This window comes from Mycobacterium sp. IDR2000157661, assembly GCF_022317005.1.
Taxonomy (GTDB): Bacteria; Actinomycetota; Actinomycetes; order Mycobacteriales; family Mycobacteriaceae; genus Mycobacterium.
On sequence record NZ_CP081006.1, the window covers coordinates 1,859,465 to 1,881,492 of the forward strand.

The following is a 22,028-nucleotide window of genomic DNA, read 5'->3' on the forward strand; positions in this document are numbered from 1 at the left end:
CGGCCGCCGGGCCCGAGCTGAACCGGCGGCATTTCATCGCGGCCCTGTCCGCCGTCACACTGGGCGCGATCGGAGTGACCCGGTGCAGCACGGGTGGGCAACCCCAGGTGGCGGGCGTGGCGGCCGAGATTCCTCCGCCGTCGGGCCCACCGGCCGCGTTACTGCCGCCCCCGCCCGTGTCGGAGCGCATTCCGGTGCCCGCGGGCGTGCTGAGCACGTTGCCCGGTGGCGGCGACCTGCTGGCGCTGACCCTGGACGACGGGGTGAGCACCGATGTGGTGCGGGCCTACACGCAGTTCGCCAAGGACACCGGCGTGCGGCTGACGTACTTCGTCAACGGGATCTATCCGTCGTGGACCGATCACGCCGACCTGGTTCGGCCGCTCGTCGACGACGGCCGGGTCCAGCTCGCCAACCACACCTGGTCTCACCCGATGCTCACCAGGCTGCCACTGATCGAGGTCGCCGAGCAGTTCCGCCGCAATCACGAGTTCCTCTGGAAGACCTACGGCGTCGATCCGCGGCCGTACTTCCGCCCGCCCTACGGGGCACACAATGCCCACGTCGACAAGGTGGCCGGCGAACTGGGCTACACCGTCAACACGTCGTGGTCGGGCACGCTGGAGGATCACGTCTCTATCCCGGCGAGCGACATCGTCGCGATGGCCGAGCGCTATTTCCACCCGCAGGCCATCGTGATCGGTCATCTCAACCACACACCGGTCACCGAGGTATACGGGCGGCTGGTGGACGTGATTCGCGCACGCCGGCTGCGCACTGTGACGCTGAACGACGTCTTCCAATAGGCAGCGCACTGAGTCACATCAGTCACTTCTATAACAATTAAAACTTTGGAAACAATTGCGGCGAGTCGCCGTGAGTTTGCCGACACCTGGGTATCTAATGACTGCATAAGGACGCTGCGGTAAGGTTAGCCCTCGGTCAGCTATCGGTATCGACGCAGGAGTAAGTGCCGTGTACCTCAACCCGCTATCACGGTCACGGGTGAGTCGAATCGCCTGGTCAATATTGCGACATCCCCTGAAGAGCCGCGAATTTCCCGCCAGGGCGGAGCGGCTGATCACCCCCGACGAGCTCCGGCTGTACGGCATTTAGCGAACTCGCCGTCGCCTTCAGCGGCCCGCGAACCCTAAGCGAAGCCGCATTTGCCAAATCGTTACCTTCTCGTGACCATCGAATATCTTTGCTAACCCAACAACCCCGACGCTGTGATCTCGTTCGCGAGCGGTTCCAGCACAACCGGGTCGTGTGGCTGCGGCAGGTAGATGATCGCCAGGTCAAGCCCTTCTTCGCCGAGGGCCGCCGCTTCCCCGACGGCCTTGCTGTAGTTGCGGTCGTGGTCCAGTCGCACATGTGCGGAGAGCGTGATCTCCGTGGGATCCCGACCGATGTCGGCACAGTGGGCGGCGAGGACCTCGCGCTTGCGCGCGAATTCCGCAGGCGGTCCGCCGACGAAATTCCAGTGCTGCGCGTAGCGGGCGGTGATGCGCAGCGTCCGTTTCTCGCCGCTGCCGCCGATGCAGATAGGCGGGTGGGGTCGTTGCGGGCCCTTCGGCTCGTTGCGAGCGTCTTCTAGTTGGTAGTACCGCCCGTCGAACGATGTCGTTTCCTGGCTCAGCAGGCGCGTGAGAACTTCGCATGCCTCCTCGAAGCGGTCGAACCGCTCCTTGAGGCTGCCCAGCTCGATGCCGTAGGCGCCGGACTCCTCTTCGTTCCAACCTGCGCCGATGCCCAGTTCGAGCCGACCGTTGGAGATGATGTCCAGTGCCGCAACCATATTGGCGAGTACCGCCGGGTGCCGGTAGTGGATACCGGTGACGAGTACACCCACCCGTAGCCGCCTGGTGGCCTGCGCGAGCGCGCTCAGGGTGGTCCAGCCCTCGAGGCACGGTCCGGCCGGATCGGAGAAGATCGGATAGAAGTGGTCGAACGTCCATCCCGACTCGTAGACGTCGATGTCGTCGGCGGCCTGCCACACGGACAGCATGTCGGCCCACGTTGTGTTCTGCGGTGACGTCTTGAAGGCGAATCTCACTCCGTCGACCCTAGCGTCGAACGGTCCCCGCAGTCCGTCACTCGGCTTCGCCGTACTCGTCGAACCAGTGCGCCAGCTTTCCGCGCCTACTCACCGCACGCAGTCGACGCTCGGCCATGGCGCGGGTCTTGGCGGTGGTGACGATGAGCAACTCGTCGCCGACCGCGATGTGAGTGTCGGGCTGCGGAACGAACGTACGGCCGTCGCGGATGATCAGCGTGATGACGCTGGGGTCGGGCAGCCGCAGTTCGAGCACGGTGACGTTGTGCAGGCGCGAGAACGGCTGCACCGTCATCGTCAACAACTCGGCGTCGAGGACGTCGAGCGGGGCGGACTCCACCTGGATCTCACGCGCGGATTCCTTCGATATCAGGCCCAACCATCGGGCCACGATGCGCAGGCTCGGCCCCTGGATGAGCGTGAAGACCACGACCAGGATGAAGACGATGTTCAACAACCGCCCGCTGTCCGGGACTCCCGCCACGATCGGGAAGGTCGCGAGCACGATCGGCACGGCGCCGCGTAGACCGGCCCACGACAGGAAGATCTGCTCGCGCCACGGAACGCGGAAACCGGCCAGCGAGATCATGACGGACAACGGCCTGGCGACCAGCAGCAGCACCAGCCCGACCGTGACACCGGACACCAACTCGACGGTGAGGTCGCTGGGCGTGACGAGCAGACCGAGAAGGACGAACAGCCCGATCTGCGCCAGCCAACCGAGTCCCTCGGCGAACGACCGCGTCGCCGAGCGGTGCGGCAGGCCGGTATTGGCCAGCACCACCGCGGCCAGATATGCGGCGAGGAACCCGCTGGCGTGAGCGCTACCCGCTGCCGCGAAGGCAACCATGCCCAGCCCGAAGGTCGCGAGCGGATACAGCCCCGATGCCGGAAGGGCGATGCGTCGCAACGCGATAGACCCGAGAAACCCGCATCCGAGCCCGATCGCCGCGCCGACGGCCAGCTCGTAGACGACCGTGGCCAGCGTGTCCACCGGGGCCAGTTCCAGCGGCACCACGCTGAACAGCAGCACGAGGATGACGGCCGGGGCGTCGTTGAAGCCGGATTCGGCTTCGAGCAGTCCGGCGACCCGCCGCGGCAGCGGGACGACCCGCAACACGGAGAACACCGCGGCCGCGTCGGTCGAGGAGACGACCGCTCCGAGGAGCACTGCGAGCTGCCAGTCCATCCCCAGCAGCAGGTGTGCGCCCGCGGCGGTCACCACCATGCTGACGCCCACCCCGACCGTCGCCAGCGCGGCGGCCGGCGCCAGCACGTTTCGGATGTCGGAGAACCGCGTCGTCAGGCCACCTTCGACGAGGATGACGGCGAGGGCCACGGTGCCGAGATGTTCAGCGAGCTGGAAGTCGTCGAAGGCCAGACCCAGCCCGTCCTCGCCGACGATGACACCGACGCCCAGGAACAGCAGCAGGCTGGGCAGGCCGACCCGGCTGGCCGCCCGGGTGGCGATGATGCTGGCCAACAGCACCAGCCCTCCGGCCAGCAGCACCAGATACAGCTGCTGCAAGCTCATTTGGTCCCCGTTGCTCGGGCGCGCCCGGTCGTCTCGACGTGCAGTAAACACCTATCACGGCCACCGGGTAGGCCGTCCCGGTCGGTAGGTGGGCAGGGCGCCGTCCGCATGGGTCAGTATTGAGGCGTGTTCGGGCGCAGGAAGAGGTCTTCCGAGCCACCGGCTGCGGTCGAGGATCGGCCGATGATGCGCGTCGGCATCGCCGGCGCGGGCGCGGTCGGTCGCTCGGTTGCCCACGAGTTGCTCGACTACGGGCACAAGGTCCTGCTCATCGAGCACGATGTGCGGCACTACGAACCGCACACGGTGCCCGGCGCCGACTGGCTGCTCGGCGACGCGTGCGAGCTCTCCGCGCTCGAGGAGTCCGGACTGCACATCTGTGACGTGGTCATCGCCGCGACCGGTGACGACAAGGTCAACCTCGCGGCGTCGCTGTTGGCCAAGACCGAGTTCGGCGTGGGGCGGGTGGTGGCTCGCGTCAACGACATGCGCAACGAGTGGTTGTTCACCGAGTCGTGGGGTGTCGACGTCGCGGTGTCTGCGCCCAGTGCCCTGGTGGCCGCGATCGAGGGCGCCATCGACATCGGCCACGTCGTTCGATTGATGCAGCTGCGTCACGGGCAGGTCAGCCTGGCCAAACTCACGTTGCCCGAAGGGGATTCGCTCGTCGGTCAACGTATACGTGACCTTCCGCTGGCGGACAACACGATGCTGGCCGTCGTCATCCGCTCCAGTGGGATCGTGTTGCCGCAACCGGACGACGTTCTCGAGGCGGGCGACGAGATGCTGTTCCTGGCCGGCGGCACGACACAGAACGAGGTGTCGGCCCTGGTGGACGGCGCGCTGAAGCCGCTGCCCCGGCGATGAGTTCGGCCGGTCGTCGGAGTCGGTATCGACATGACCACCGACATGACCATCGACATGACCAAGGCCTGCCGCCGCACCGCTGATGTGGTGGCCGGCGTCTCCGACGAACAACTGGGCGCGCCGACACCGTGCGAGGGCCTTCCCGTCGACGAGCTCGTCGCACACCTCGGGGGACTGGCGTCCGCGTTCGCCGCCGCCGGGCGCAAGGAGTTCGGCCCGCTCACCGACACACCGCCGGAATTCGGGGCCAAGCCCGAGGCCGGCTGGCGCACCGAGTACCCGCGGCGGCTGATGGACCTGGCCGACGCCTTCGCCGACCCGCCGGCCTGGACGGGCATGTCCCGCGCCGGTGGGGTCGATTTCCCGGGTGAGGTTGCGGGCGTGGTCGCGCTGACCGAGGTGGTGGTCCACGGATGGGACCTGGCGCGCGCGACCGGGCAGCCCTACGAAGTCAACGCCGACACCGCGGCCGCGGTACTGCCGCACGTCGAACAGATCGCCGCCGAGGACCCGGTGGACGGCTTGTTTGCTGCGGCGCGGCCCGTCGCCGACGACGCACCGGTGCTGGACCGGTTGGTCGCGTTGACCGGACGGGACCCGGCCTGGGGTGCGCGCATCGCCTGAGCCGGGCGTCGCCGCGTCGTCGTTTCGCATCTACCGCCGACCAGCACATCGGCGGCCAACTACCGCCGTGGCTCCGGCGCGGTCGACCCGGCCGACGGCCTCGCACTCGATCGCCTCCCGCTTCGCGGTAACCGCCCCAACGGCATAACGCCGGCGCGGGGCAGACTGGAGCCATGGACCCTGTGCTCGCCTTGCGGCAGATCGCTTACTACAAGGACCGGGCTCGAGAAGACCCGCGCCGCGTGATGGCCTACCGCAACGCCGCCGACATCGTCGAGGCGCTTTCCGAGGCCGACCGGGAGCGCCACGGTGCGGCCAACAGTTGGCAGTCGCTGCCCGGCATCGGACCGAAAACGGCAAAGGTCATCGCCCAGGCTTGGGCAGGCCAGGAACCCGATGTACTGGCCGAACTCCGCTCGACCGCGCAGGATTTCGGTGGCGGTGACATCCGAGCAGCGCTGCGCGGTGACCTGCATGTGCACTCGAACTGGTCGGACGGGTCCGCGCCGATCGACGAGATGATGATCGCTGCAAGGGATCTGGGACATGAGTACTGCGCGCTGACCGATCATTCGCCCCGGCTGAGGGTGGCCAACGGATTGTCGTCGGAACGACTGCGCAGACAACTCGACACCATCGACGAACTCCGCGAAACGGTGGCGCCGCTGCGGATACTCACCGGAATCGAGGTCGACATCCTCGAGGACGGCTCGTTGGATCAGGAGGAGGAGCTGCTCGAGCGCCTCGACATCGTGGTCGCCAGTGTGCATTCCAAACTGGCAATGGATGCGCCGTCGATGACGCGACGCATGCTCAAGGCCGTCGCCAACCCGCACACCGATGTGCTCGGCCACTGCACCGGACGCTTGGTCACCGGCGGGCGCGGTATCCGTCCGGAGTCGAAATTCGATGCGGAGAAGGTGTTCACGGCGTGCCGGGACAACGGCACCGCGGTCGAGATCAATTCGCGGCCCGAACGGCGTGATCCGCCGACCCGGTTGCTCAACCTCGCGCTGCAGATCGGCTGCGTCTTCTCCATCGACACCGATTCGCACGCGCCCGGGCAGCTGGAGTTCCTCGGTTACGGGGCGCAGCGGGCGCTCGACGCCGAGGTGCCCGCCGAACGGATCGCCAACACCTGGCCCGCCGACAAGCTGTTGGCGTGGACCACGTCCTGACCTCGTCACACCCCGCGGTTAACGGCCTCAAAGGGGGTACACCACTTCGACAGTCCGTATAGAACTCGGCGTATTGGAGTCGACAGTGGCGAAGAGATCGATCGGTGACAGGGCCGCGGCGCTCGGACAGCGGGCGGCAGAACTGGCTACGGCCGCAGGCGGAGGCCTGGTGGCACGCGTCCGCGGGGTAGCCGGGGAAGCGGCCGGAAAGGTCGGCCTGGGGGACTCATCGAAGGACCCGGAGTCGGCACAGCGCGGCGCGCCTGCGAAGAAGGCCGCGGCGAAGAAGGCTCCCGCCAAGAAGGCGCCGGCCAAGAAGGCCCCCGCCAAGAAGGCCCCCGCCAAGAAGGCCGCCGCGAAGAAGGCCCCCGCCAAGAAGGCGCCGGCCAAGAAGGCCGCCGCGAAGAAGAGTTCCCCGCAGGGGTCGGCCAAGACGGAAGCCGCCGATCCGCCGCCTGCGCCCGCCAAGAAGGCCGCCCCCGCGAAGAAGGCCGCCCCGGCCAAGAAGGCGACGCCGGCCAAGAAGGCCCCGCCGAAAGGGTCCGGCTCAGTCGGGTAGTTGCGGCATCTCCAACCCGGGATCGCGGCCCACCAGCACGCCGCGCGTCAGTGCGGTGTTGCCGAAGCGCCGCCGCACTCCGTCGACCGCCTCATCGATCGCCGTGGTGTCGGCGTTTTCGCAGAACGGTAGCTCCATCTGCTGCGCGCCGTCGCGGTCGATATTCGAGACCGCGAATCCGACGAGCGTCAGGCCGCGTTCGGCGATCAGCGGTGCGGCGGCGGCGACCAGATCCCGTGCGGTCTGCAGGATCGCATCGGTCGACGCGGTGGCCCGCGGCATGGTGTGCGAGCGAGTTGCCCGGCCGAAGTCGTCGAACCGCAACCGGAGCACGACGGTGCGACCGGTGCGGCCTGCGGTGCGCATCCGCCGCGTGATCCGGTCGATCAGGTTCACCACGACGGCGTCGATCTCGGCCGTCGACATCGAGTTACCCGCCCGCCCCAGCGCCCGCTGCGCACCGACCGATCGGCGCCGCACTCCGGTGACCACCCGTCGGCGATCGATGTTGCGCGACAGCGCGAAGAGTCGGCCACCCATCGCCCCGCCGACCAGGGAGGACAGCGTCGTCTCGCTCAACTCGGCGACGTCGGCCACCGTCTCGATGCCGTAGGAGTGCAGCTTATCGGCCGTCTTGGCGCCGACGCCCCACAGCCGTCGCACCGGCAGGGGATGAAGGAACGCGAGCTCGCGGTCGGGCGGCACCAGCAGCAGCCCGTCCGGCTTGGCCTCCTGACTGGCGACCTTGGCCAGGAACTTCGTCCGCGCAATGCCGACCGTGATCGGCAGGCCCACGCGGTCGCGAACCCGGGCCCGGAGCGTGGCGGCGATCTGGACCGGTGTGCCCGACACCCGCCGGAGGCCCGACACGTCGAGAAACGCCTCGTCCACCGAGAGTGGCTCGACGATCGGGGTGGTGTCGCGGAAAACATCGAACACTGCCTCGCTGGCCCGCGAGTAGGCGGACATGCGCGGCGGCACGACCACGGCGTGCGGGCAGAGCGAGCGGGCCTGCCGTCCGCCCATCGCGGTGCGCACCCCGTACGCCTTGGCCTCGTAGCTCGCGGCCAGCACCACCCCGCCGCCGACGATCACCGGGCGGCCGCGCAACGACGGCTCGTCGCGCTGCTCGACCGATGCATAGAACGCGTCGAGATCCGCGTGCAGGATGCTGGCCTCCGTCCCGGACACGAACATATGTTCGCATCCGGGTACGACTACTGGAGAGTCGTCCCGTAAATGCTGGTCACCCAGATGTGCGCGAGAGTGTCGACCAGTTGAGCGGGGGCGACGGCAGGTTGTTCGGCGGCATACGCCGCGAGCATCATGCGCTCGTTCATCAAGTTCAACGACGTCGCCAGGTCCTTCGCCGGGATGGTCTGCGGTGCTGCACCGCGGGAGCGCTCGGTCTCGATGGAGACGGTGGTGTGGTCGATCCACTTCTGCATGAAGCGCGACCACAGCGCCCTGACGTCGGTGTTCGTCGGACGCGCGTCCGCGCCGGCCAGTGTGACCGCTCGGTGTGAGCCGAATGTGCTGAACAGGGCATTGATCGCCTTCCAGACACCGGCCGGATCGACGGCGGCATCCATGCCGCCCATCGCGGCGTCGGCGTTGGCGTCCGCCTCGTTGATCACCTGCTCGACGAGCGCCAGTAGGACGGCGTCCTTGGACGCGAAATAGAAGTAGAAGGTCGGCCTCGATATACCGGCGCCCTTGGCCAGGTCGTCCACCGAGATCTCGGCCAGCGGCCGTCGCTCGAGCAGCCGCTCGAGGGTGCCGAGAATGGCCTGCTCCCGGTCGTCGCCCGAGGGCCGGGTGGAGCGACGGCCGCGCGCTCCGCGGGCCTGGCTGACAGTGGTCACGGCTCCTGACTTTACACGGTGTCGAGTTTCTCGACACACTGTTGACGATGTCGACACACCGTTGATACGCTCCGGTACCATGAGTGAACACCTCGACGTCGTCATCGTGGGAGCCGGGATCTCCGGCATCAGCGCCGCCTGGCACCTGCAGGAGCGCTGCCCCGGTAGGAGCTACGCGATCCTGGAGCGCCGCGATAACCTCGGCGGCACCTGGGACCTGTTCAAGTACCCCGGCATCCGGTCGGACTCCGACATGTTCACGCTCGGCTTCCGCTTCAAGCCGTGGACATCGGAGAAGGCCATCGCCAGTGGGCCGTCGATCATGGCCTACCTCGAGGAGACCGTCGCCGAGTACGGCATCGACAAGCACATCCGCTACCGCCACCGCGTGCTCAGCGCCGACTGGTCCGACGCCGAGAACCGGTGGGCCCTGCGGGTCGAGCGGGACGGCGAGGAAGTCGAGATGACGGCATCATTCCTGTTCGCCGCGAGCGGCTACTACAACTACGACGAGGGCTACACGCCGGAATTCGTCGGCCGCGAGGACTTCGAGGGCACGATCATCCACCCGCAGCACTGGCCCGAGGACCTCGACTATCAGGGCAAGAACATCGTGGTGATCGGCAGCGGAGCCACCGCGGTCACCCTCATTCCAGCCTTGGCCGAATCGGGCGCCGGGCACGTGACGATGCTGCAGCGCTCGCCGACCTACATCGGCGCCCTGCCTGAGGTAGATCCGTTCGCGGTGCAGATGAACAAGATGCTGCCTACCAAGCCGGCTTACGTGGTGAACCGATGGAAGAGTCTGCTCTTCCAGTTGGCCCAGTACCGGGTCAGCAGGCGTTACCCAGACTTCATGCGCAGGGCGCTCATGACCATGGCACAACGGCGCTTGCCCGCGGGCTTCGACGTCGACAAGCACTTCGGTCCGAAGTACAACCCGTGGGACGAGCGGTTGTGCCTGGCCCCCAACGGCGATCTGTTCAAGACGATCAAGTCCGGCAAGGCCGATGTCGTCACCGACACCATCGAGCGGTTCACCAAGACCGGCATCCAGCTGAGCTCCGGTAAGGAGCTGGCCGCCGACATCATCATCACCGCGACGGGTCTGAACCTGCAGCTGTTCGGCGGCGCGGAGATCAGGCGCAACGGTGTGGCGATCGACCTGCACGACACCATGGCCTACAAGGGCATGATGCTCACGCACATGCCGAACATGGCGTTCACCATCGGCTACACCAATGCGTCCTGGACGCTCAAGGCCGACCTGGTCTCGGAGTTCTTCTGCCGGGTGCTCAACTACATGGACGCCAAGGGTTATGACACCGTCGAGCCGCAGCATCCTGGCAATCGCGTCGAAGAGCGCCCGCTGATGGACTTCACGCCGGGCTATGTCCTGCGCGCCTTGGACTACCTGCCCAAGGCCGGGCACGTCGCTCCCTGGCGGCTCAAGCAGAACTACCTGCTCGACCTGCGGCTGATCCGGCACGGCAAGGTCGTCGACGACTCGCTGAAGTTCTCTGAGCACCGCGCGTCGGTGACGGCTTCGGCGTAGCCGTCAGCGGGCGACCACCACGATGCCGTCGTCGTCGCTGTAGGCGAGGTGGCCGGGTTCGAACGTGACGCCGCCGAACTCGACGGCGACGTCGCGTCGGCCCTCGCCGGTCTTGCTGCTCTTACGCGGATTGGTGCCTAGCGCCTTGATGCCGATGTCGAGGGTGCGCAACACCGCCGAGTCGCGGACGGCACCATTGACGATGAGCCCCACCCAGCCGTTGTCGAGGCCCAGGGTCGCGATGACGTCGCCGATCAGCGCCGAGTGCACCGAGCCGTCGCCGTCGATGACGAGCACCCCGCCCTCTCCCGGTTCGGAGAGAACGGATTTGAGCAAGGCGTTGTCCTGGAAGCACTTCACCGTGGTGATCGGGCCTGCGAACTGCGACCGTCCGCCGAACTGGCGCAGCTGCAAATCGCAGCTGCGGACTTCCGCGCCGATGTCGTCGACCAGGTCAGCGGTGGGACGGAACTCGATGCGCACCGCTCGATGCTAGCGATCCGACCGGCCGACGATGATGTCGCGTACGTACTGCGCGAGGCCCGGCTCCGCGTCGTCGTAGTACCGGGTGAACCGCTCGTCGGCCACATACATCTCGGCCAGGCCGACGTGCATCTGGTGATCGACGTCGTAGAACCGCTCGATCGACGCACGGTGCCGTTCGGCCAGGGCGTCGGCCTCCGGTGAACCGGGCGCGATCCCGCTGCGCTTGGCGTCGGCGAGAGCCCGCAGCAGCGCGTCACCCTCGGCCTTCAGCCCGATCCAGTCCTGCTTGGTGAACGTCGCGACCCGCTGTTGCGACTGCTTCCAGGGCTCGGTATCGCCCCATCGCTCCTGGGCCTCGGCGGCGTACTCGTCACCGAACGCGGTCGAGCCGAAGATCTCGACCTGCTCTTGCGCCGTCAACTGGATGCCGCTGCGGTGTGCACTCATCAGTTCCTCCACTGCCTTGATCGTGTGTTCGAGCCGGTCGGCCTGCTCCAACAGCAACCGGTGCTGCCGCTGGAGGTGTCCGAGAACATCTGCCTGCGCATCGTCGAGCAACGTGCGGATCTCCTCGAGGGCCAACCCGACGGACCGGTAGACCAGCACCAGGTGCAGCCGCTCGATGTCGGCGTCGGTGTAGCCGCGATAGCCCGCCGGAGTACGGACGCTCGGCACCACCAGGCCGATGTGGTCGTAGTGGTGCAGCGTGCGCACGGAGACACCCGTGAGGGCGGCTACCGTGCCGACGGTGTTGGCGTCCATAGCGCCACTATCGGCCCTGACGTCGCGTGAGGGTCAAGCCGGTGTCGGTCGGCGCGGTCAGTCGTCGGCCGACCGGCGGCGCACCAACAGCACCACCAGGATCGCCAGCAGACCCACGGCGACGGCCACGGCTACCGGCGCTCGGGACGGCTCCGGGCCGATCAGAGGAACCGGTGCCGGGCCCGACACCGGGTTGCTCGCCGTGGCGACCGTCGTCTTGGCTTGCGCCGCAGTGACTCTCGCGGCGGAGGTCAGATCGTCCTCGGACTTCACCGGTTCGGTGACGGCCGTCGTCTCGGCGGGCGGCTTCTTCACCGGGGCCTTCTTGGCGGGCGGCTTCTTCGCCGGGGCTTTCTTCGCAGGCGCGGCCTTCTTCACCGCCTTCTTGGCCGGCGCCGCCTTGGCGGCTTTCTTCGCCGAGGTCTTCGCCGCCTTCTTCGCCGGGCTCTTCTTGGCGGCGGGTGGGAAGGGGTCCGGGACAGGGGGCGGCGTCGACCCGGCGGCGGGTATCGCGCCGGCCGCCTCCTCGTCGGGTCGGCCCTGCTCGTCTGCCATCGGAGGCGCTCCTTCGCAGTTTGGTGGTCCATCCGCCGGCGTGGGCCGGGGACCGGCACCCATCATGCCAGGTCGGGTGTGGCGTTATCCGGTGACGGCCAGTCCCGCCGCCAGCGCCAGCGCGACGATCATCAGCGCGGTTTCGACGCGCGAGCGCGCCCCGGACACGTCGGCCGACGCCCGGTGCGCCTGCGCAGCGGGCAACCACATCGTGCGATTGCGCCACCCCAGCAGCACGAGCAGCAGCGTCATCGCGATCTTGGCGGCCAGCAGGCGGCCGTATCCGGAGGTCAACGGCTCAGCGGCGGAACCCATCCGGACGGCGCCTCCCACCACACCCCCTAGCGTCAACACCAGCACGCACCCAAGGGACAGCTGCGAGAAACGCGGCAGCATCCGCGCCCACTGTCCGCGATGCTGGACGGTGAGAACCATGGCCGCCAGGGCTCCGCACCACAGTGCCGCGGCCAGGGTGTGCACCGTGACCGCCAAGCCCCCGACGGCGCTGGCGGCGAAGTGTCCGGTGAGCTGGCGCGTCACCACCCCGATCGCCGCGACGCCGGCCACGACCGTGTTGGCCGACATCGACCGCGGGAGCGCGACGACCAGCCCGCCGAACGCCGCGGCCGCCGCCACGGTGATCAAGCCCGCCTGCCCGGCCGCGGTGGCCGTCGCGAAGTCCACGGTGGCCTTTAGCGTGAGCTCGGGCAGCGGGACCGCCGCCGCCTTCCCGGCCGTCACGATGAGCCGCGTCAGCTCCACCAGCAGCCAGACCGCGCCGGCTGCGGTCATTGGCGCGGCGGCCCTGCGAAGCAGTTCGGCTCGGCGCCTGCCGCCGTCGAGCATCGGCAGCACCGACAAGCCGAGGCACAGCACGCCCGCACAGTCCGCGAGGGTGCGGATCACCGTCGAAGCGACGGTCGCCTGCGGGTAGGCCAGTGCCCAGGCGGCGAGGGCGGCGACCACCGCGATCAGCGCGCCGGCGGCCGGCGCGCGCATCCGGGTCACGTGCGGCGCCGCACCGCCCAGGCCGCACCGGCGGCGACGACGACGATCGCCCCGAGCAGGAACGGCCACACCGGGAGGGCCTCCTCGCCTGTCTCGGCCGGGGCCGGTTCGCTGGGGGCCGGGGGTGCGGGTGTGCCCGTACCCGCGACGGTCAGCCGGAAGGACCACGAGCCCGCGACGACGTGCCCGTCGGCCGACGTGGCGCGGTAGTTCACCGTGTACGTGCCCGACGGGCCGAGCGGTCGCACGCCGACGCTGATGACCGTGTCTTGGACCTGCGGCTCGCCGGTCGACCACAGTTCGCCGTCGGGCCCGACCACCGTCATGGCCGCGAACCGCGGCTGCATCGGCTCGCTGAACGTCGCGCTGACCCTGGTCGGGGGCTGCGGCAGCTCGGCATTCTCGCCGGGGTCGGTGGCGAGAAGGGTGGCGTGGGCGGCGGCCGGCGCGGCGGCGGCGAGTGCGGCCGTCACCAGCGCGATAGCCACGACCGCGGCCGCGACGGCGGATCGCATGGTCGCTGCGCTCAGACCAGGCCGAGGCGGGCCATCAGGTCGGCCTCGATGCCGTCGAGTTGCCGCTCGATCGCGGCGTGAGCGGACCGGCGACGCGAGACGGGCATGTTCTCGGCCGCGGTCACCCCCGTGGACAGGTCGGCGAGACGCTCGGTCATCGCGGCGACGAACTGCTTGGTCTCGGCGTCCTTCGGCTTCTTCTCTGCGACCTGGCGCAGCGACCGTTCGGCGCCTGCGATGCGTGCCGACAAGTGGGCGCCGTGCCCGGAGAACTGCCCGATCTGGCTCAGCGGAACGCCCAACCGGTCCGCGCGACGCTGGTCGACATATCCGCGGGCGGTGATGGCGCCGCGGTAGAGCACGGGCACGGCAACCGGCGCAAGCAGCCGCGTCACCGTGATAGCCCGTCGAATCCGGGTGGGCGACAACAACTTTCCTTCGCGGGCGGCTCGCAGCTGGGTCTCGGCGATTTTGAGGGCGGCTCGGTCGCTTTCGCGCTGCGCCCTCAGCTGGGCCTTGAGCGCGCGTGTCTCGGCGCGCTGCTCGGCTTTGAACCGGCGATGCTCGTTCTTGGCCGACAACCGGGCTTCGAGCCTGGCCTTGGCCTTGATCGCGCGGGCCTCGGCTCGCCGGGTGGCGCGGGTTTTGCGTCGCTTGAACGGGCTCATCCCGGCTGCCTCCCGGACTTCTCTACGGATGCGGATGTCATGAGTGCGTGGAAATGCAGCACAACACTATCGTTCGGCGGTTGGGGGCCCGCCGGTGTGTCCCAGCGGGGAGAACCCGGAGAACGGCCGTACCGACGGACCGCCCGCCTGTCACAGCCGGTCGCCTTGGCAGCGCCGGGCTCAGGGGGCATGCTGGTAGTCACGGGTGCCGGCGGCCTGAAACCGCCCGCCGACAGGGGCGGACACCGCATAGTGGACTCGTCGAAAGAGGGTTTTCATGCCTGCCAACCGCCGGGTCACCCGCGCCGTCGGTGCGGTGCTCGATCTCGCCCCCCGCCACGGTGAAGTTTCGCTCATCCGACTCGTCGACGCGGTCAGCGAAGACCGCAACCGTCCGATCGAGTTGAAGATGGCCGATCTGCCGCCCGGAGTCTGCGGTCAGTGGCGCCAGTACACCGACCGTGACGTCTTCCTCATCCAGAAGGGGCTGCCCGCGTGGGACCGCACCCTTGCGCACGAACTCGGCCACCTGGTCCTCGGTCACGAAGGCATGCCGGTGGTGGAGGCGGCCCGCCAGAACGCCGAGCTGGCCAGTTCCGACCTGATCGGCTACATGCTCAACCAGCGGACCGGTTGCATGGGCCCGGCCGGTGAGGAGGCCGAGCAGGAGGCCGAGGACTTCGCGGCCCTGCTGCTGTACCGGTTGGGCCGGCTGCCGTCGGATCGCTCCTCCATCGTCCAGGTCCGGCTCGGAGAGGCGTTTGGTTGATCGTCTGGGTGATCGCCGGTCTCCTCGGACTGGCCACCGGCGTGCGGATCGGCTGGGCTCTGGTCAACAAGCAGTCGTTGGTGAGCACCGCGATGATCCTGGCGCTGGGCAGCCTCGGCGTGGTGGCCGCGCTCAACTGGCAGCCGCTGACGCTGCTGGTCGACACGCTGCTGCGCTGGCCCAACATCTCGATGGGGTTGTCGCAGCTGGCGCTCGTCGGGTGCGCCGCGGGAAGCTGCGTGATGATCACCACGGTCGCATCGAGCCGTAAGCCGGCCACCGTCCGCAAGATCGCGATTGCGCAGTACGCGATCGCCGCCGTCATCGCGGTGGTGAGCCTGGTGGCGTTCTTATCCGCCGGCCGGCAACCCGAGATGGCTCCCGAGGAGTATCTGCGGCACAACCTCACCGGGGCGGGCAACAATCTGCCGTGGCTGCTGCCCCTGCTCTACGTGCTCTTGGCGTTGTCGCTGGTGGCGTGGGCGGGCCTGCGGTACTCCAATCGCAGCCGCCGCGGGCGTGCCCTGTTCGTCTTCACGATCGGCATCGTGCTCATGGTGGTCGCTTCGGGCTTCTTCCTGCTGCGGGCAGCCGGAACGAGGGGGCCGATCGGAGTGGGCGCCGCGGCGACGCTGCTGGGCTGCGCCATGCTGGTCGTCGCCGCGGGATCGCTGCTGCCGAGCATCGAGGACTGGTTCGGCGCGCGCCGCGAACTGCGGGTCATCGCGCCGATACTGACCGAACTCGGTCGCAGACATCCCGACATCGGCATCGGCGTGCGGCCCCGCGGGCCCCTGGTCTTCCGGGTGGCCGAGCGGATGTCGCTGATCTCCGACGCCCTGTTTCTGGAGGCCACCGCTGCCGATCACAAGCGCCGGCTTCGGGTCGATTCCTCCGGCGCGGTGTCGGACGGTGACGAGGACGACGACGCCGACCTGGAGGCACCGCAGGTAGCCCCGGAAGAACAGGCGCGCGCGATCGCGCGGTGGATCTACGCCGGCAGCGAGGCCGCGCCGGAGGCCGTGCGCGCGGAGTTCCCCGGCCCGGGCTGGATGCGTCAGCCCAGCACGTACGCCGATCGTGAGTGGATCCTGGAGATCGCACAGCAGTACCGTGCACTAGCCCGCCGCAGTGACGCGGCGGGCTAGGTGCTCGTCAGGTTCGGGTTGTGACCTCGGCTAATCGTCCAGGTTCTCGCGGCGACGCAGTTCGTCAACCTTCTGGGCGATGTCCTGCTGCGCCTCGGCGGACAGGCCGACGGTGCGAGCCGCAATCCGGCGCACACCCTCGTCGCGCATGCTCGCGAGCCAGGTCAGTTCCTTGTCCAGCTTCTCGTAGTACTCGTCGTCGGTGAAGTACGCCGGCTTGATCCGGAAGAAGTTGGCAAGGGCGGCCATGGTGGCCGCGGACGGGTTGGTGCGGTTGCCCGAGCGAAGCTGCGACAGGTACGGCGCCGACATGGTGACACCCTCCGCCTTCAGCGCAGCGATCACCTCGGCGGACGTATGCGGTCCACGTCCGGGTGGGTAGACCGTGTCGAACAGGCGGTTCAGACGGTCGGCGAACGTCGTGCTCATCGAATTGACCTCCACATGCATAGACGAGCGGACTCATAGGCGGCGTATTTGCTGATCATCGTAGCGACAGTTGGAGCAACAACCAAGTGCAAACCGCGTTAATTCTCTCGCTGAGTTCGCGCGCTCAGTGATTGCAGGTAGTGGGCCTCGTTAAGGCCGCGCTCCGCGCTGGTCGCCATGCGTCGTACGGTTTGGCAAATAATGACGGTGGTGTAAAACCACTTTTGCCGACGCGAGGGTCTCGACGGGCACTCATACCGTGCTGTCACCCCTTCGTCTCCGTTGATCGGTGACCAGCCGAGCAAGGCGATCGGGTGCTTCGTGCCCCAACGGAATGTCGCGGAATCCGATGCCTGCCGCAATAGCCGTCCGTGCCGTCGTGGGTGGCACAGCGGCAGGCATCCGAGGAGATGGCAACCTCGTCGGAGTAGCCAGCCGGTGCTCAGGACGGCTGAGGCGACGATTCGAAGGGCGTCGAGTCGGCCCTCACCTGCCGCCGACGCACGACCAGTCCTGCGATCACGGCCGACACGGCGACCGTCATGGTGGCCGCGACGGCCGCCCATCGCAACCCAAGTGCGCTGTCCAGCAGCAGCCACAGGCCGAACAGCAGGAATAGCACGCTGGCCAGACCGTGCAGAAACCGTGCGGGCAGCCGCTTGTGCATCACTCGGCCTAGCACGATCGCGACCCCGTCGGCCAGGACCATGCCCAGCGTGGCGCCGATCCAGACCCCGGCCCAGTCGTGGTCGCTGGCCAGGGTGACGGTCGCGAGCATGGTCTTGTCGCCCAACTCGGCGAGCACGAACGACGAGACGATTGCGGGGATCACGAATCGTGGTTCGGCTACCCGCACCTTCTCGCCACCGTCGCCCCCTTCGCGCCACGTCCACACCGCGAAGAGCAGAAAGGCGATGGCCGCAGCGAAGGCGATCGGGCGTTCCGGCAGTGCCAACCGGAGAAAGTGGCCGATCGCGACGGACAGGCCGTGGACGAGCAGCGAGGCGATGGCGACCCCGGACAACACCACCCACCAGCGATGGCGCAGCGAGTAGGTCATGGTGATCAACTGCGACTTGTCACCGAGCTCGGCGACGAACACGACCGCGAGGCTGATCAGGATGGCGGTGAGAATGGCACTGACCTTCCGACGGTTCGCCGACGGGTCGATTGCTCACCCGTCAGCTTTTCGTCGAAGGTCTCGCCCACCGCAACGGATCGCGGTTCGCCGGCCGGGCTGGCGCCACCGCGGTCACGGTGTGCGCGTCGCCAGTGTGTCGACTCGACGATTGCGGGCTACTCCCCTTCGCTGACGTCATCGACGATAGCGGCGACATCGCGCACCCGCTACCGCGCGGTCAGATTTCGGGTGGCCGAAATAAGCGTTCGGGCAACCGGATCCGATGCTTCGAGGCGCCTTAAGCCGCCAGCAGCATGGCGAGGATGGCGGTGTCGGGGTGGCTGATGGGATCGACGCCCACCCGGCTGACCATCGACGTCACGGTGCCGTCGGCCTCGGCCTCCACCCACGCGGCCCGGTGTTCGAGCCCCAGATGCGGGAGCCCGGGCAGCAGAACGCATCCGGACGCGGCGCCTGTGCATTCCGGCAGTGTCGGCATGGTCTCCGACGGTGGATGCAGCATCAGCAGGGCCGGCGGTTGGTGCTCGGCGAAATACCCTGGCGGCACCGCCGATTCGCCGACGACCGGACCCTCGGCGACCACCAGGCCGACGGTGTTCGGCTCCGGCTCGTCGGGTAGCTCTTCTCTCGCGCCGAATATGGTTGTGGTGGAGAGCAATCCGGGTAGCGAAGCGACGCGCACAGCGACCATCAGCAGTTGTGCCCACTCCTTGGTCGAGTCCGGCCAGCGTCCGGAGATCACGAAGCCCTTGAGGGATCCGCGGGAATGAAACGGGGCGATTTCGACCGCCCGATCGGACCCCTGCTCCATATCGCCTCCGCGCCTACGGTGTTGGACCGCGCCCAAGCCGGTTACCGGGTTGAAACCGACACGTCTGTGGATCGATTCGCTCAGGATGCGGCAGGTATCGGCTGGCACGCAAGTGGACACGACTGCTAACGGGAGAATTCGGTTCGCATCGGCCACACCACCCGATAGGTCTCGGTCGCCGAAACCGGGCCGAATTCGTGCGAGTCCGCCGACCCGATCGCGCGGGGATTGTCGGAGCGGGCGTCGAATACGGTGCCGCTGGAAGATGTGTGGACGTCGCCGACGCGCTTGACGAGCCACCGGGTCGACCGCCGCGGGTCGCGGAAGACCCGCACTTGCCCGCTTCGAACGCGCCCGCCGCGCACGGTCAGTACCCAGTCGCCGGGGCTCAGGGTGGGCCCCATCGAGTCCCCCACGACCCGGAACATTCGCAGTGGCCAGCGTCGTGGTCCGTGGTTGCGGCGCACCCCCAGAGGGTAGGTTAGGAACCATGCTGCATCGACTCCTACCCAACGCAACCCCTGCCCATGCCCACTGCGATCTGTACTGCGGTGTTTACGACCCCGCGCAGGCGAAGATCGAGGCGATGTCCTGCCTCAAGACGATTCAGAAGTACCACGACTCCGACGACGAGCACTTCAAGACCCGCTGCATCATCATCAAGGAGCGGCAGGCTGAGGAGGTCAAGCATCACCTGATGGTGCTGTGGGCCGACTTCTTCACCAAGGACCACTTCGAGCAGTTCCCGAATCTGCACCAGCTGTTCTGGGACGGCGTGCACGGGGCGGGCGACGTGAAGAAGTCGCTCGACGCCGCCGTCGCCGAGAAGCTGGTCAAGACGATCGATGAGATCGCCGACATCTTCTGGCAGACCGACAAGGGCAAGCAAATGGGCGTGTACCCGCCTGCCTGATCACCGCCGACGTGAAAGAGCCGCCGAGTCCGTGACCGGCGGCTCTTTTCGTGTCGGATGCTCAGAACAGGACGATGAGGGCGAGCACGCCCAGCAGCACCAGAGCGATCACGCCGGCGCGCAGGAAGGCCATCAGCTGGGAGCGGTTGTAGACCTGGGCCGACGAATGCCACTCCGACGGCGGCAGCGCCGAGCCCGAACCCATTGAGGACGACATCAACCCCTCCTGACCTGCACTGGAACCGCTCTCCCCCCGTGAGATGTGTCACAGCAACACGCTGTGACGCTGATCATAACCCCTTGGTGGGCCGGTCGAAAAATCGCGCTCGTCGACGCCTTCGGAGAATCGTCGCCTTATCACTGCGCGGTTAGACGGACTAGATATTTCGCTCGCGGCCTACGAGCCTGTTGATGATCTGCTCGCGGACCGCCGCGCTTGTCCACAGATTTTTCAGCTCGTAAGCAGATTTGGCGGCTCACACCGTTTTGACGCTGCTTACAGCCTGTGGATGAAGCTGTGGAAACTGTGGATAGCCGGGCATTGCTGTCGCTGCCCAGGCTCGCTTCCGGCCGACTGCATCCGCGTGCCTGCGACCGCCGTCGCTACCCTGGAGCGACAGGTTGCAGTGCGAGGAGCAGGATGATCACGCGCACGCGAGGAGCAAAATGATCACGCGTACGCGAGGAGCGAAATGATTCAAGTGTGTTCCCAGTGCGGGACGCGCTGGAACGTGCGCGACCGGCGCCGGGTCTGGTGCCCGCGCTGCAACGGCACGCTGATGGCGCCGTCGGCCCCGACGCCGGGCGCCGAGTGGAGCGTGCGGCCGTCACGCGGGACCACCGCTGCGGGTGGCCGGCCGCCCAACCGGGCGTTGCCTCCCGGGTACCGCTGGATCGCCGTGCGACCCGGTGCTGCGCCGCCGCCGCGGCGCCCCCGCCGAAGCCTCGGACCGACACCCCGCTACGACGTCATCCCGAGGTGGGGGCTTACCGAGACCTTCGAACCGGCCGACGAATCGCAGCCCGCAACCCGCACCGGTCCGTCACCGGCCATGCTGCAGGGCGCGCTGTTCCTGGCGATGGCCGCGCTCGGCGCTGCGGCGCTGATCCACCTTGTGCGCTATGTGCTGTTGATCGTCAATCGCTCGGTGCTGTTGAACCCGTGGCTGGCCGGCGGTGTCACCTGGCTGGGCGTGGCGCTCAGTGTGGTTGCGATGTTCACGGTGCTTGCCGCCGCGATCGTGTTGACCAACTGGCTCGTCGCGCGGCGGGCCGCCGCATTCGCACACCGGGAACATCAGGATCCACGTCCGGCGTGGCGGCTGCGTGCCGGCTGCCTGATTCCGTTCGTCAACCTGGCCTGGGCGCCGGTGTTCGTCCTTGAACTCGCCGCGGTCGAGGAACGACTGAGCTGGTTGCGCCGACACATCGTGGTGTGGTGGCTGGCCTGGGTGGCCAGCTATGCGGTGTCGATCTTCTCCATCGCCACCAGCTTCACCGCCAACGCCCAGGGCATCGCCGACAACACGGTGACGACCATCGTTGCCTACCTGCTAGCGCTGACCACCCTGCTGCTGGCCGCCAAGGTCGTCTTCGGGTTCGAACGGCAACCTGTCGAGCGACCCGTACGGCGTTGGATCGTTGTTCCCGAAGACGAGGCGCCGACATCCAAGCCGGAAAGCGAAGCGGCGGTTGAGTCCGAAGGCCAGAACCCGGCAGCATAGGCCTATGAATCCGGGCGACGCCGAAGCCGCCGGTGCAGCTTCCGGGCCGCCCGGCGGTCATCCGTTCGTCGTGGCACATCGCGGCGCGTCGGCTGACCGTCCAGAGCACACCCGGGCCGCATACGAGTTGGCTCTGCAGGAGGGGGCCGACGGTGTCGAGTGCGACGTGCGGCTCACCCGCGACGGTCACCTGGTGTGCGTGCACGATCGCCGCGTGGATCGCACGTCGGACGGAACCGGACTCGTCAGCGAGATGACCCTCGCCCAGTTGCGCGAGTTCGACTTCGGTGCCTGGCATCCGAGTAGGCAGCGCGGCGACGGCCAGGGCGAGACCGGGCTGTTGACCCTCGACGAACTGGTGTCGCTGGTCCTGGACTGCAATCGCCCGGTCAAGCTCTTCATCGAGACCAAACACCCGGTCCGCTACGGCGCCCTGGTGGAGAGCAAGGTGCTGGCCCTGCTGCACCGCTACGGCATCGCTTCGCCGGCGTCGGCGGATCTGTCTCGGGCGGTGGTGATGTCGTTCTCCGCCGCGGCGGTGTGGCGGGTGCGGCGCGCGGCGCCGCTGCTGCCCACGGTCCTGCTCGGTGACACGTCGCGCTACCTCGGCGGGAGTGCGGCGACGACCGTCGGCGCCACCGCCGTCGGCCCGTCGATCGCCACGCTGCGGGAGCATCCCGAGCTCGTGGACCGCGCCGCGGCGCAGGGGCGCGCGTTGTACTGCTGGACCGTGGACCATTTCGAGGACGTGCACTACTGCCGCGACCTCGGCGTCGCATGGGTGGCGACCAACCATCCCGGCCGCACCAAGGACTGGCTGCAGAACGGGCTGGCCGGCGCCGGGCGCGACTGAGCCCTGGG

The 22,028-nt window shown here is 68.0% G+C and carries 24 protein-coding genes and 2 pseudogenes; 11 read left to right on the forward strand and 15 right to left on the reverse strand.

The window, feature by feature from the left end; genetic code table 11:
- Positions 1 to 17 precede the first annotated feature (17 nt).
- Positions 18 to 806 (forward strand): polysaccharide deacetylase family protein, encoded by a 789-nt coding sequence (locus K3G64_RS09965; protein ID WP_370647181.1) that lies wholly within the window; start codon positions 18 to 20, stop codon positions 804 to 806.
- Between the two features lie 401 nt (positions 807 to 1,207).
- On the opposite strand, the gene K3G64_RS09970 is transcribed toward K3G64_RS09965, so the two are convergent.
- Complete coding sequence (locus tag K3G64_RS09970) at positions 1,208 to 2,056, reverse strand: LLM class F420-dependent oxidoreductase (protein ID WP_238949529.1); 849 nt, start codon at positions 2,054 to 2,056, stop codon at positions 1,208 to 1,210.
- A 37-nt stretch (positions 2,057 to 2,093) separates the two neighbouring features.
- Positions 2,094 to 3,590 (reverse strand): potassium/proton antiporter, encoded by a 1,497-nt coding sequence (locus K3G64_RS09975; protein WP_238949531.1) that lies wholly within the window; start codon positions 3,588 to 3,590, stop codon positions 2,094 to 2,096.
- A 186-nt stretch (positions 3,591 to 3,776) separates the two neighbouring features.
- On the opposite strand from K3G64_RS09975, the gene K3G64_RS09980 reads away from it, so the two are divergent.
- The 4 genes and pseudogenes from K3G64_RS09980 to K3G64_RS25670 all read left to right on the forward strand — a co-directional run.
- On the forward strand, positions 3,777 to 4,457 hold the full coding sequence (locus K3G64_RS09980) for a potassium channel family protein (protein ID WP_238950573.1): 681 nt from the start codon (positions 3,777 to 3,779) through the stop codon (positions 4,455 to 4,457).
- 30 nt (positions 4,458 to 4,487) lie between these two features.
- Positions 4,488 to 5,081, forward strand: a complete 594-nt coding sequence (locus K3G64_RS09985) for a TIGR03086 family metal-binding protein (protein ID WP_238949533.1) — start codon at positions 4,488 to 4,490, stop codon at positions 5,079 to 5,081.
- A gap of 173 nt (positions 5,082 to 5,254) precedes the next feature.
- Positions 5,255 to 6,259 carry a PHP domain-containing protein gene (locus K3G64_RS09990; protein WP_238949534.1) on the forward strand — a complete coding sequence of 335 codons (1,005 nt, stop codon included), beginning with the start codon at positions 5,255 to 5,257 and terminating at the stop codon, positions 6,257 to 6,259.
- Positions 6,260 to 6,521: 262 nt separating this feature from the next.
- Positions 6,522 to 6,648: pseudogene (locus tag K3G64_RS25670) on the forward strand (hypothetical protein); the annotation flags it as partial.
- A gap of 158 nt (positions 6,649 to 6,806) precedes the next feature.
- Here the strand turns inward: K3G64_RS25670 and dinB are convergent.
- Together dinB and K3G64_RS10005 are read right to left on the reverse strand one after the other, a co-directional pair.
- Complete coding sequence (gene dinB / locus K3G64_RS10000; RefSeq protein ID WP_238949536.1) at positions 6,807 to 8,015, reverse strand: DNA polymerase IV; 1,209 nt, start codon at positions 8,013 to 8,015, stop codon at positions 6,807 to 6,809.
- Between the two features lie 20 nt (positions 8,016 to 8,035).
- Positions 8,036 to 8,683 carry a TetR/AcrR family transcriptional regulator gene (locus K3G64_RS10005; RefSeq protein ID WP_238949537.1) on the reverse strand — a complete coding sequence of 216 codons (648 nt, stop codon included), beginning with the start codon at positions 8,681 to 8,683 and terminating at the stop codon, positions 8,036 to 8,038.
- Between the two features lie 79 nt (positions 8,684 to 8,762).
- Here K3G64_RS10005 and K3G64_RS10010 point away from each other — a divergent pair, with 79 nt between their 5' ends.
- Positions 8,763 to 10,238 (forward strand): flavin-containing monooxygenase, encoded by a 1,476-nt coding sequence (locus tag K3G64_RS10010; protein WP_238949538.1) that lies wholly within the window; start codon positions 8,763 to 8,765, stop codon positions 10,236 to 10,238.
- 3 nt (positions 10,239 to 10,241) lie between these two features.
- Here the strand turns inward: K3G64_RS10010 and rraA are convergent, their stop codons facing one another.
- From rraA to K3G64_RS10040, 6 genes and pseudogenes are all read right to left on the reverse strand, one after another.
- Positions 10,242 to 10,721 carry a ribonuclease E activity regulator RraA gene (gene rraA / locus K3G64_RS10015; RefSeq protein WP_238949539.1) on the reverse strand — a complete coding sequence of 160 codons (480 nt, stop codon included), beginning with the start codon at positions 10,719 to 10,721 and terminating at the stop codon, positions 10,242 to 10,244.
- Between the two features lie 9 nt (positions 10,722 to 10,730).
- The gene (locus K3G64_RS10020; RefSeq protein WP_238949540.1) at positions 10,731 to 11,486 is read right to left on the reverse strand and encodes a MerR family transcriptional regulator; all 756 of its coding nucleotides are present in this window, start codon (positions 11,484 to 11,486) and stop codon (positions 10,731 to 10,733) included.
- 308 nt (positions 11,487 to 11,794) lie between these two features.
- Positions 11,795 to 11,942 (reverse strand): annotated as a pseudogene (locus tag K3G64_RS25675) (hypothetical protein); the annotation flags it as partial.
- Between the two features lie 183 nt (positions 11,943 to 12,125).
- Positions 12,126 to 13,040 (reverse strand): copper resistance D family protein, encoded by a 915-nt coding sequence (locus tag K3G64_RS10030; RefSeq protein WP_238949543.1) that lies wholly within the window; start codon positions 13,038 to 13,040, stop codon positions 12,126 to 12,128.
- 5 nt (positions 13,041 to 13,045) lie between these two features.
- Entirely contained in the window at positions 13,046 to 13,564 is a 519-nt protein-coding gene (locus K3G64_RS10035) for a copper resistance CopC family protein (RefSeq protein ID WP_238949544.1), read from the reverse strand.
- A gap of 11 nt (positions 13,565 to 13,575) precedes the next feature.
- Positions 13,576 to 14,232 (reverse strand): DUF6474 family protein, encoded by a 657-nt coding sequence (locus K3G64_RS10040; RefSeq protein WP_238949545.1) that lies wholly within the window; start codon positions 14,230 to 14,232, stop codon positions 13,576 to 13,578.
- 277 nt (positions 14,233 to 14,509) lie between these two features.
- On the opposite strand from K3G64_RS10040, the gene K3G64_RS10045 reads away from it, so the two are divergent.
- Entirely contained in the window at positions 14,510 to 15,001 is a 492-nt protein-coding gene (locus K3G64_RS10045) for a DUF955 domain-containing protein (RefSeq protein WP_238949549.1), read from the forward strand.
- Positions 14,998 to 16,149, forward strand: a complete 1,152-nt coding sequence (locus tag K3G64_RS10050; protein WP_238949552.1) for a hypothetical protein — start codon at positions 14,998 to 15,000, stop codon at positions 16,147 to 16,149. Before K3G64_RS10045 ends, K3G64_RS10050 begins: the two co-directional genes overlap by 4 nt.
- A 30-nt stretch (positions 16,150 to 16,179) precedes the next feature.
- Here the strand turns inward: K3G64_RS10050 and K3G64_RS10055 are convergent, their stop codons facing one another.
- The 4 genes from K3G64_RS10055 to K3G64_RS10070 all read right to left on the reverse strand — a co-directional run bounded on the left by K3G64_RS10055 (position 16,180) and on the right by K3G64_RS10070 (position 18,997).
- A complete protein-coding gene (locus K3G64_RS10055; protein WP_238949554.1) occupies positions 16,180 to 16,578 on the reverse strand; it encodes a helix-turn-helix domain-containing protein in 399 nt (132 codons plus the stop codon).
- A 442-nt stretch (positions 16,579 to 17,020) separates the two neighbouring features.
- Complete coding sequence (locus K3G64_RS10060) at positions 17,021 to 17,713, reverse strand: TMEM165/GDT1 family protein (RefSeq protein WP_238950574.1); 693 nt, start codon at positions 17,711 to 17,713, stop codon at positions 17,021 to 17,023.
- Between the two features lie 283 nt (positions 17,714 to 17,996).
- Positions 17,997 to 18,530 carry a peptidase gene (locus K3G64_RS10065; protein WP_238949555.1) on the reverse strand — a complete coding sequence of 178 codons (534 nt, stop codon included), beginning with the start codon at positions 18,528 to 18,530 and terminating at the stop codon, positions 17,997 to 17,999.
- Between the two features lie 125 nt (positions 18,531 to 18,655).
- Entirely contained in the window at positions 18,656 to 18,997 is a 342-nt protein-coding gene (locus K3G64_RS10070) for a S26 family signal peptidase (RefSeq protein WP_370647135.1), read from the reverse strand.
- A gap of 23 nt (positions 18,998 to 19,020) precedes the next feature.
- On the opposite strand from K3G64_RS10070, the gene sodN reads away from it, so the two are divergent.
- Entirely contained in the window at positions 19,021 to 19,443 is a 423-nt protein-coding gene (gene sodN / locus K3G64_RS10075; protein ID WP_238949557.1) for a superoxide dismutase, Ni, read from the forward strand.
- A gap of 61 nt (positions 19,444 to 19,504) precedes the next feature.
- Here the strand turns inward: sodN and K3G64_RS10080 are convergent, their stop codons facing one another.
- Entirely contained in the window at positions 19,505 to 19,660 is a 156-nt protein-coding gene (locus tag K3G64_RS10080) for a hypothetical protein (RefSeq protein WP_238951055.1), read from the reverse strand.
- 475 nt (positions 19,661 to 20,135) lie between these two features.
- Here K3G64_RS10080 and K3G64_RS10085 point away from each other — a divergent pair, with 475 nt between their 5' ends.
- Together K3G64_RS10085 and K3G64_RS10090 are read left to right on the forward strand one after the other, a co-directional pair.
- A complete protein-coding gene (locus K3G64_RS10085; protein WP_238949559.1) occupies positions 20,136 to 21,167 on the forward strand; it encodes a DUF4328 domain-containing protein in 1,032 nt (343 codons plus the stop codon).
- A 4-nt stretch (positions 21,168 to 21,171) separates the two neighbouring features.
- On the forward strand, positions 21,172 to 22,020 hold the full coding sequence (locus tag K3G64_RS10090; RefSeq protein ID WP_238949561.1) for a glycerophosphodiester phosphodiesterase: 849 nt from the start codon (positions 21,172 to 21,174) through the stop codon (positions 22,018 to 22,020).
- Positions 22,021 to 22,028: the final 8 nt, after the last annotated feature.

Coding starts and splice junctions, on each gene's coding strand:
- K3G64_RS09975 (WP_238949531.1), bottom strand. CDS start 3,590: ATGAGCTTGCAGCAGCTGTATCTGGTGCTGCTGGCCGGAGGGCTGGTG.
- K3G64_RS09980 (WP_238950573.1), top strand. CDS start 3,777: ATGCGCGTCGGCATCGCCGGCGCGGGCGCGGTCGGTCGCTCGGTTGCC.
- K3G64_RS09985 (WP_238949533.1), top strand. CDS start 4,488: ATGACCACCGACATGACCATCGACATGACCAAGGCCTGCCGCCGCACC.
- K3G64_RS09990 (WP_238949534.1), top strand. CDS start 5,255: ATGGACCCTGTGCTCGCCTTGCGGCAGATCGCTTACTACAAGGACCGG.
- dinB (WP_238949536.1), bottom strand. CDS start 8,015: ATGTTCGTGTCCGGGACGGAGGCCAGCATCCTGCACGCGGATCTCGAC.
- K3G64_RS10010 (WP_238949538.1), top strand. CDS start 8,763: ATGAGTGAACACCTCGACGTCGTCATCGTGGGAGCCGGGATCTCCGGC.
- K3G64_RS10020 (WP_238949540.1), bottom strand. CDS start 11,486: ATGGACGCCAACACCGTCGGCACGGTAGCCGCCCTCACGGGTGTCTCC.
- K3G64_RS10030 (WP_238949543.1), bottom strand. CDS start 13,040: ATGCGCGCGCCGGCCGCCGGCGCGCTGATCGCGGTGGTCGCCGCCCTC.
- K3G64_RS10035 (WP_238949544.1), bottom strand. CDS start 13,564: ATGCGATCCGCCGTCGCGGCCGCGGTCGTGGCTATCGCGCTGGTGACG.
- K3G64_RS10040 (WP_238949545.1), bottom strand. CDS start 14,232: ATGAGCCCGTTCAAGCGACGCAAAACCCGCGCCACCCGGCGAGCCGAG.
- K3G64_RS10045 (WP_238949549.1), top strand. CDS start 14,510: ATGCCTGCCAACCGCCGGGTCACCCGCGCCGTCGGTGCGGTGCTCGAT.
- K3G64_RS10055 (WP_238949554.1), bottom strand. CDS start 16,578: ATGAGCACGACGTTCGCCGACCGTCTGAACCGCCTGTTCGACACGGTC.
- K3G64_RS10065 (WP_238949555.1), bottom strand. CDS start 18,530: ATGGAGCAGGGGTCCGATCGGGCGGTCGAAATCGCCCCGTTTCATTCC.
- sodN (WP_238949557.1), top strand. CDS start 19,021: ATGCTGCATCGACTCCTACCCAACGCAACCCCTGCCCATGCCCACTGC.
- K3G64_RS10080 (WP_238951055.1), bottom strand. CDS start 19,660: ATGTCGTCCTCAATGGGTTCGGGCTCGGCGCTGCCGCCGTCGGAGTGG.
- K3G64_RS10085 (WP_238949559.1), top strand. CDS start 20,136: ATGATTCAAGTGTGTTCCCAGTGCGGGACGCGCTGGAACGTGCGCGAC.
- K3G64_RS10090 (WP_238949561.1), top strand. CDS start 21,172: ATGAATCCGGGCGACGCCGAAGCCGCCGGTGCAGCTTCCGGGCCGCCC.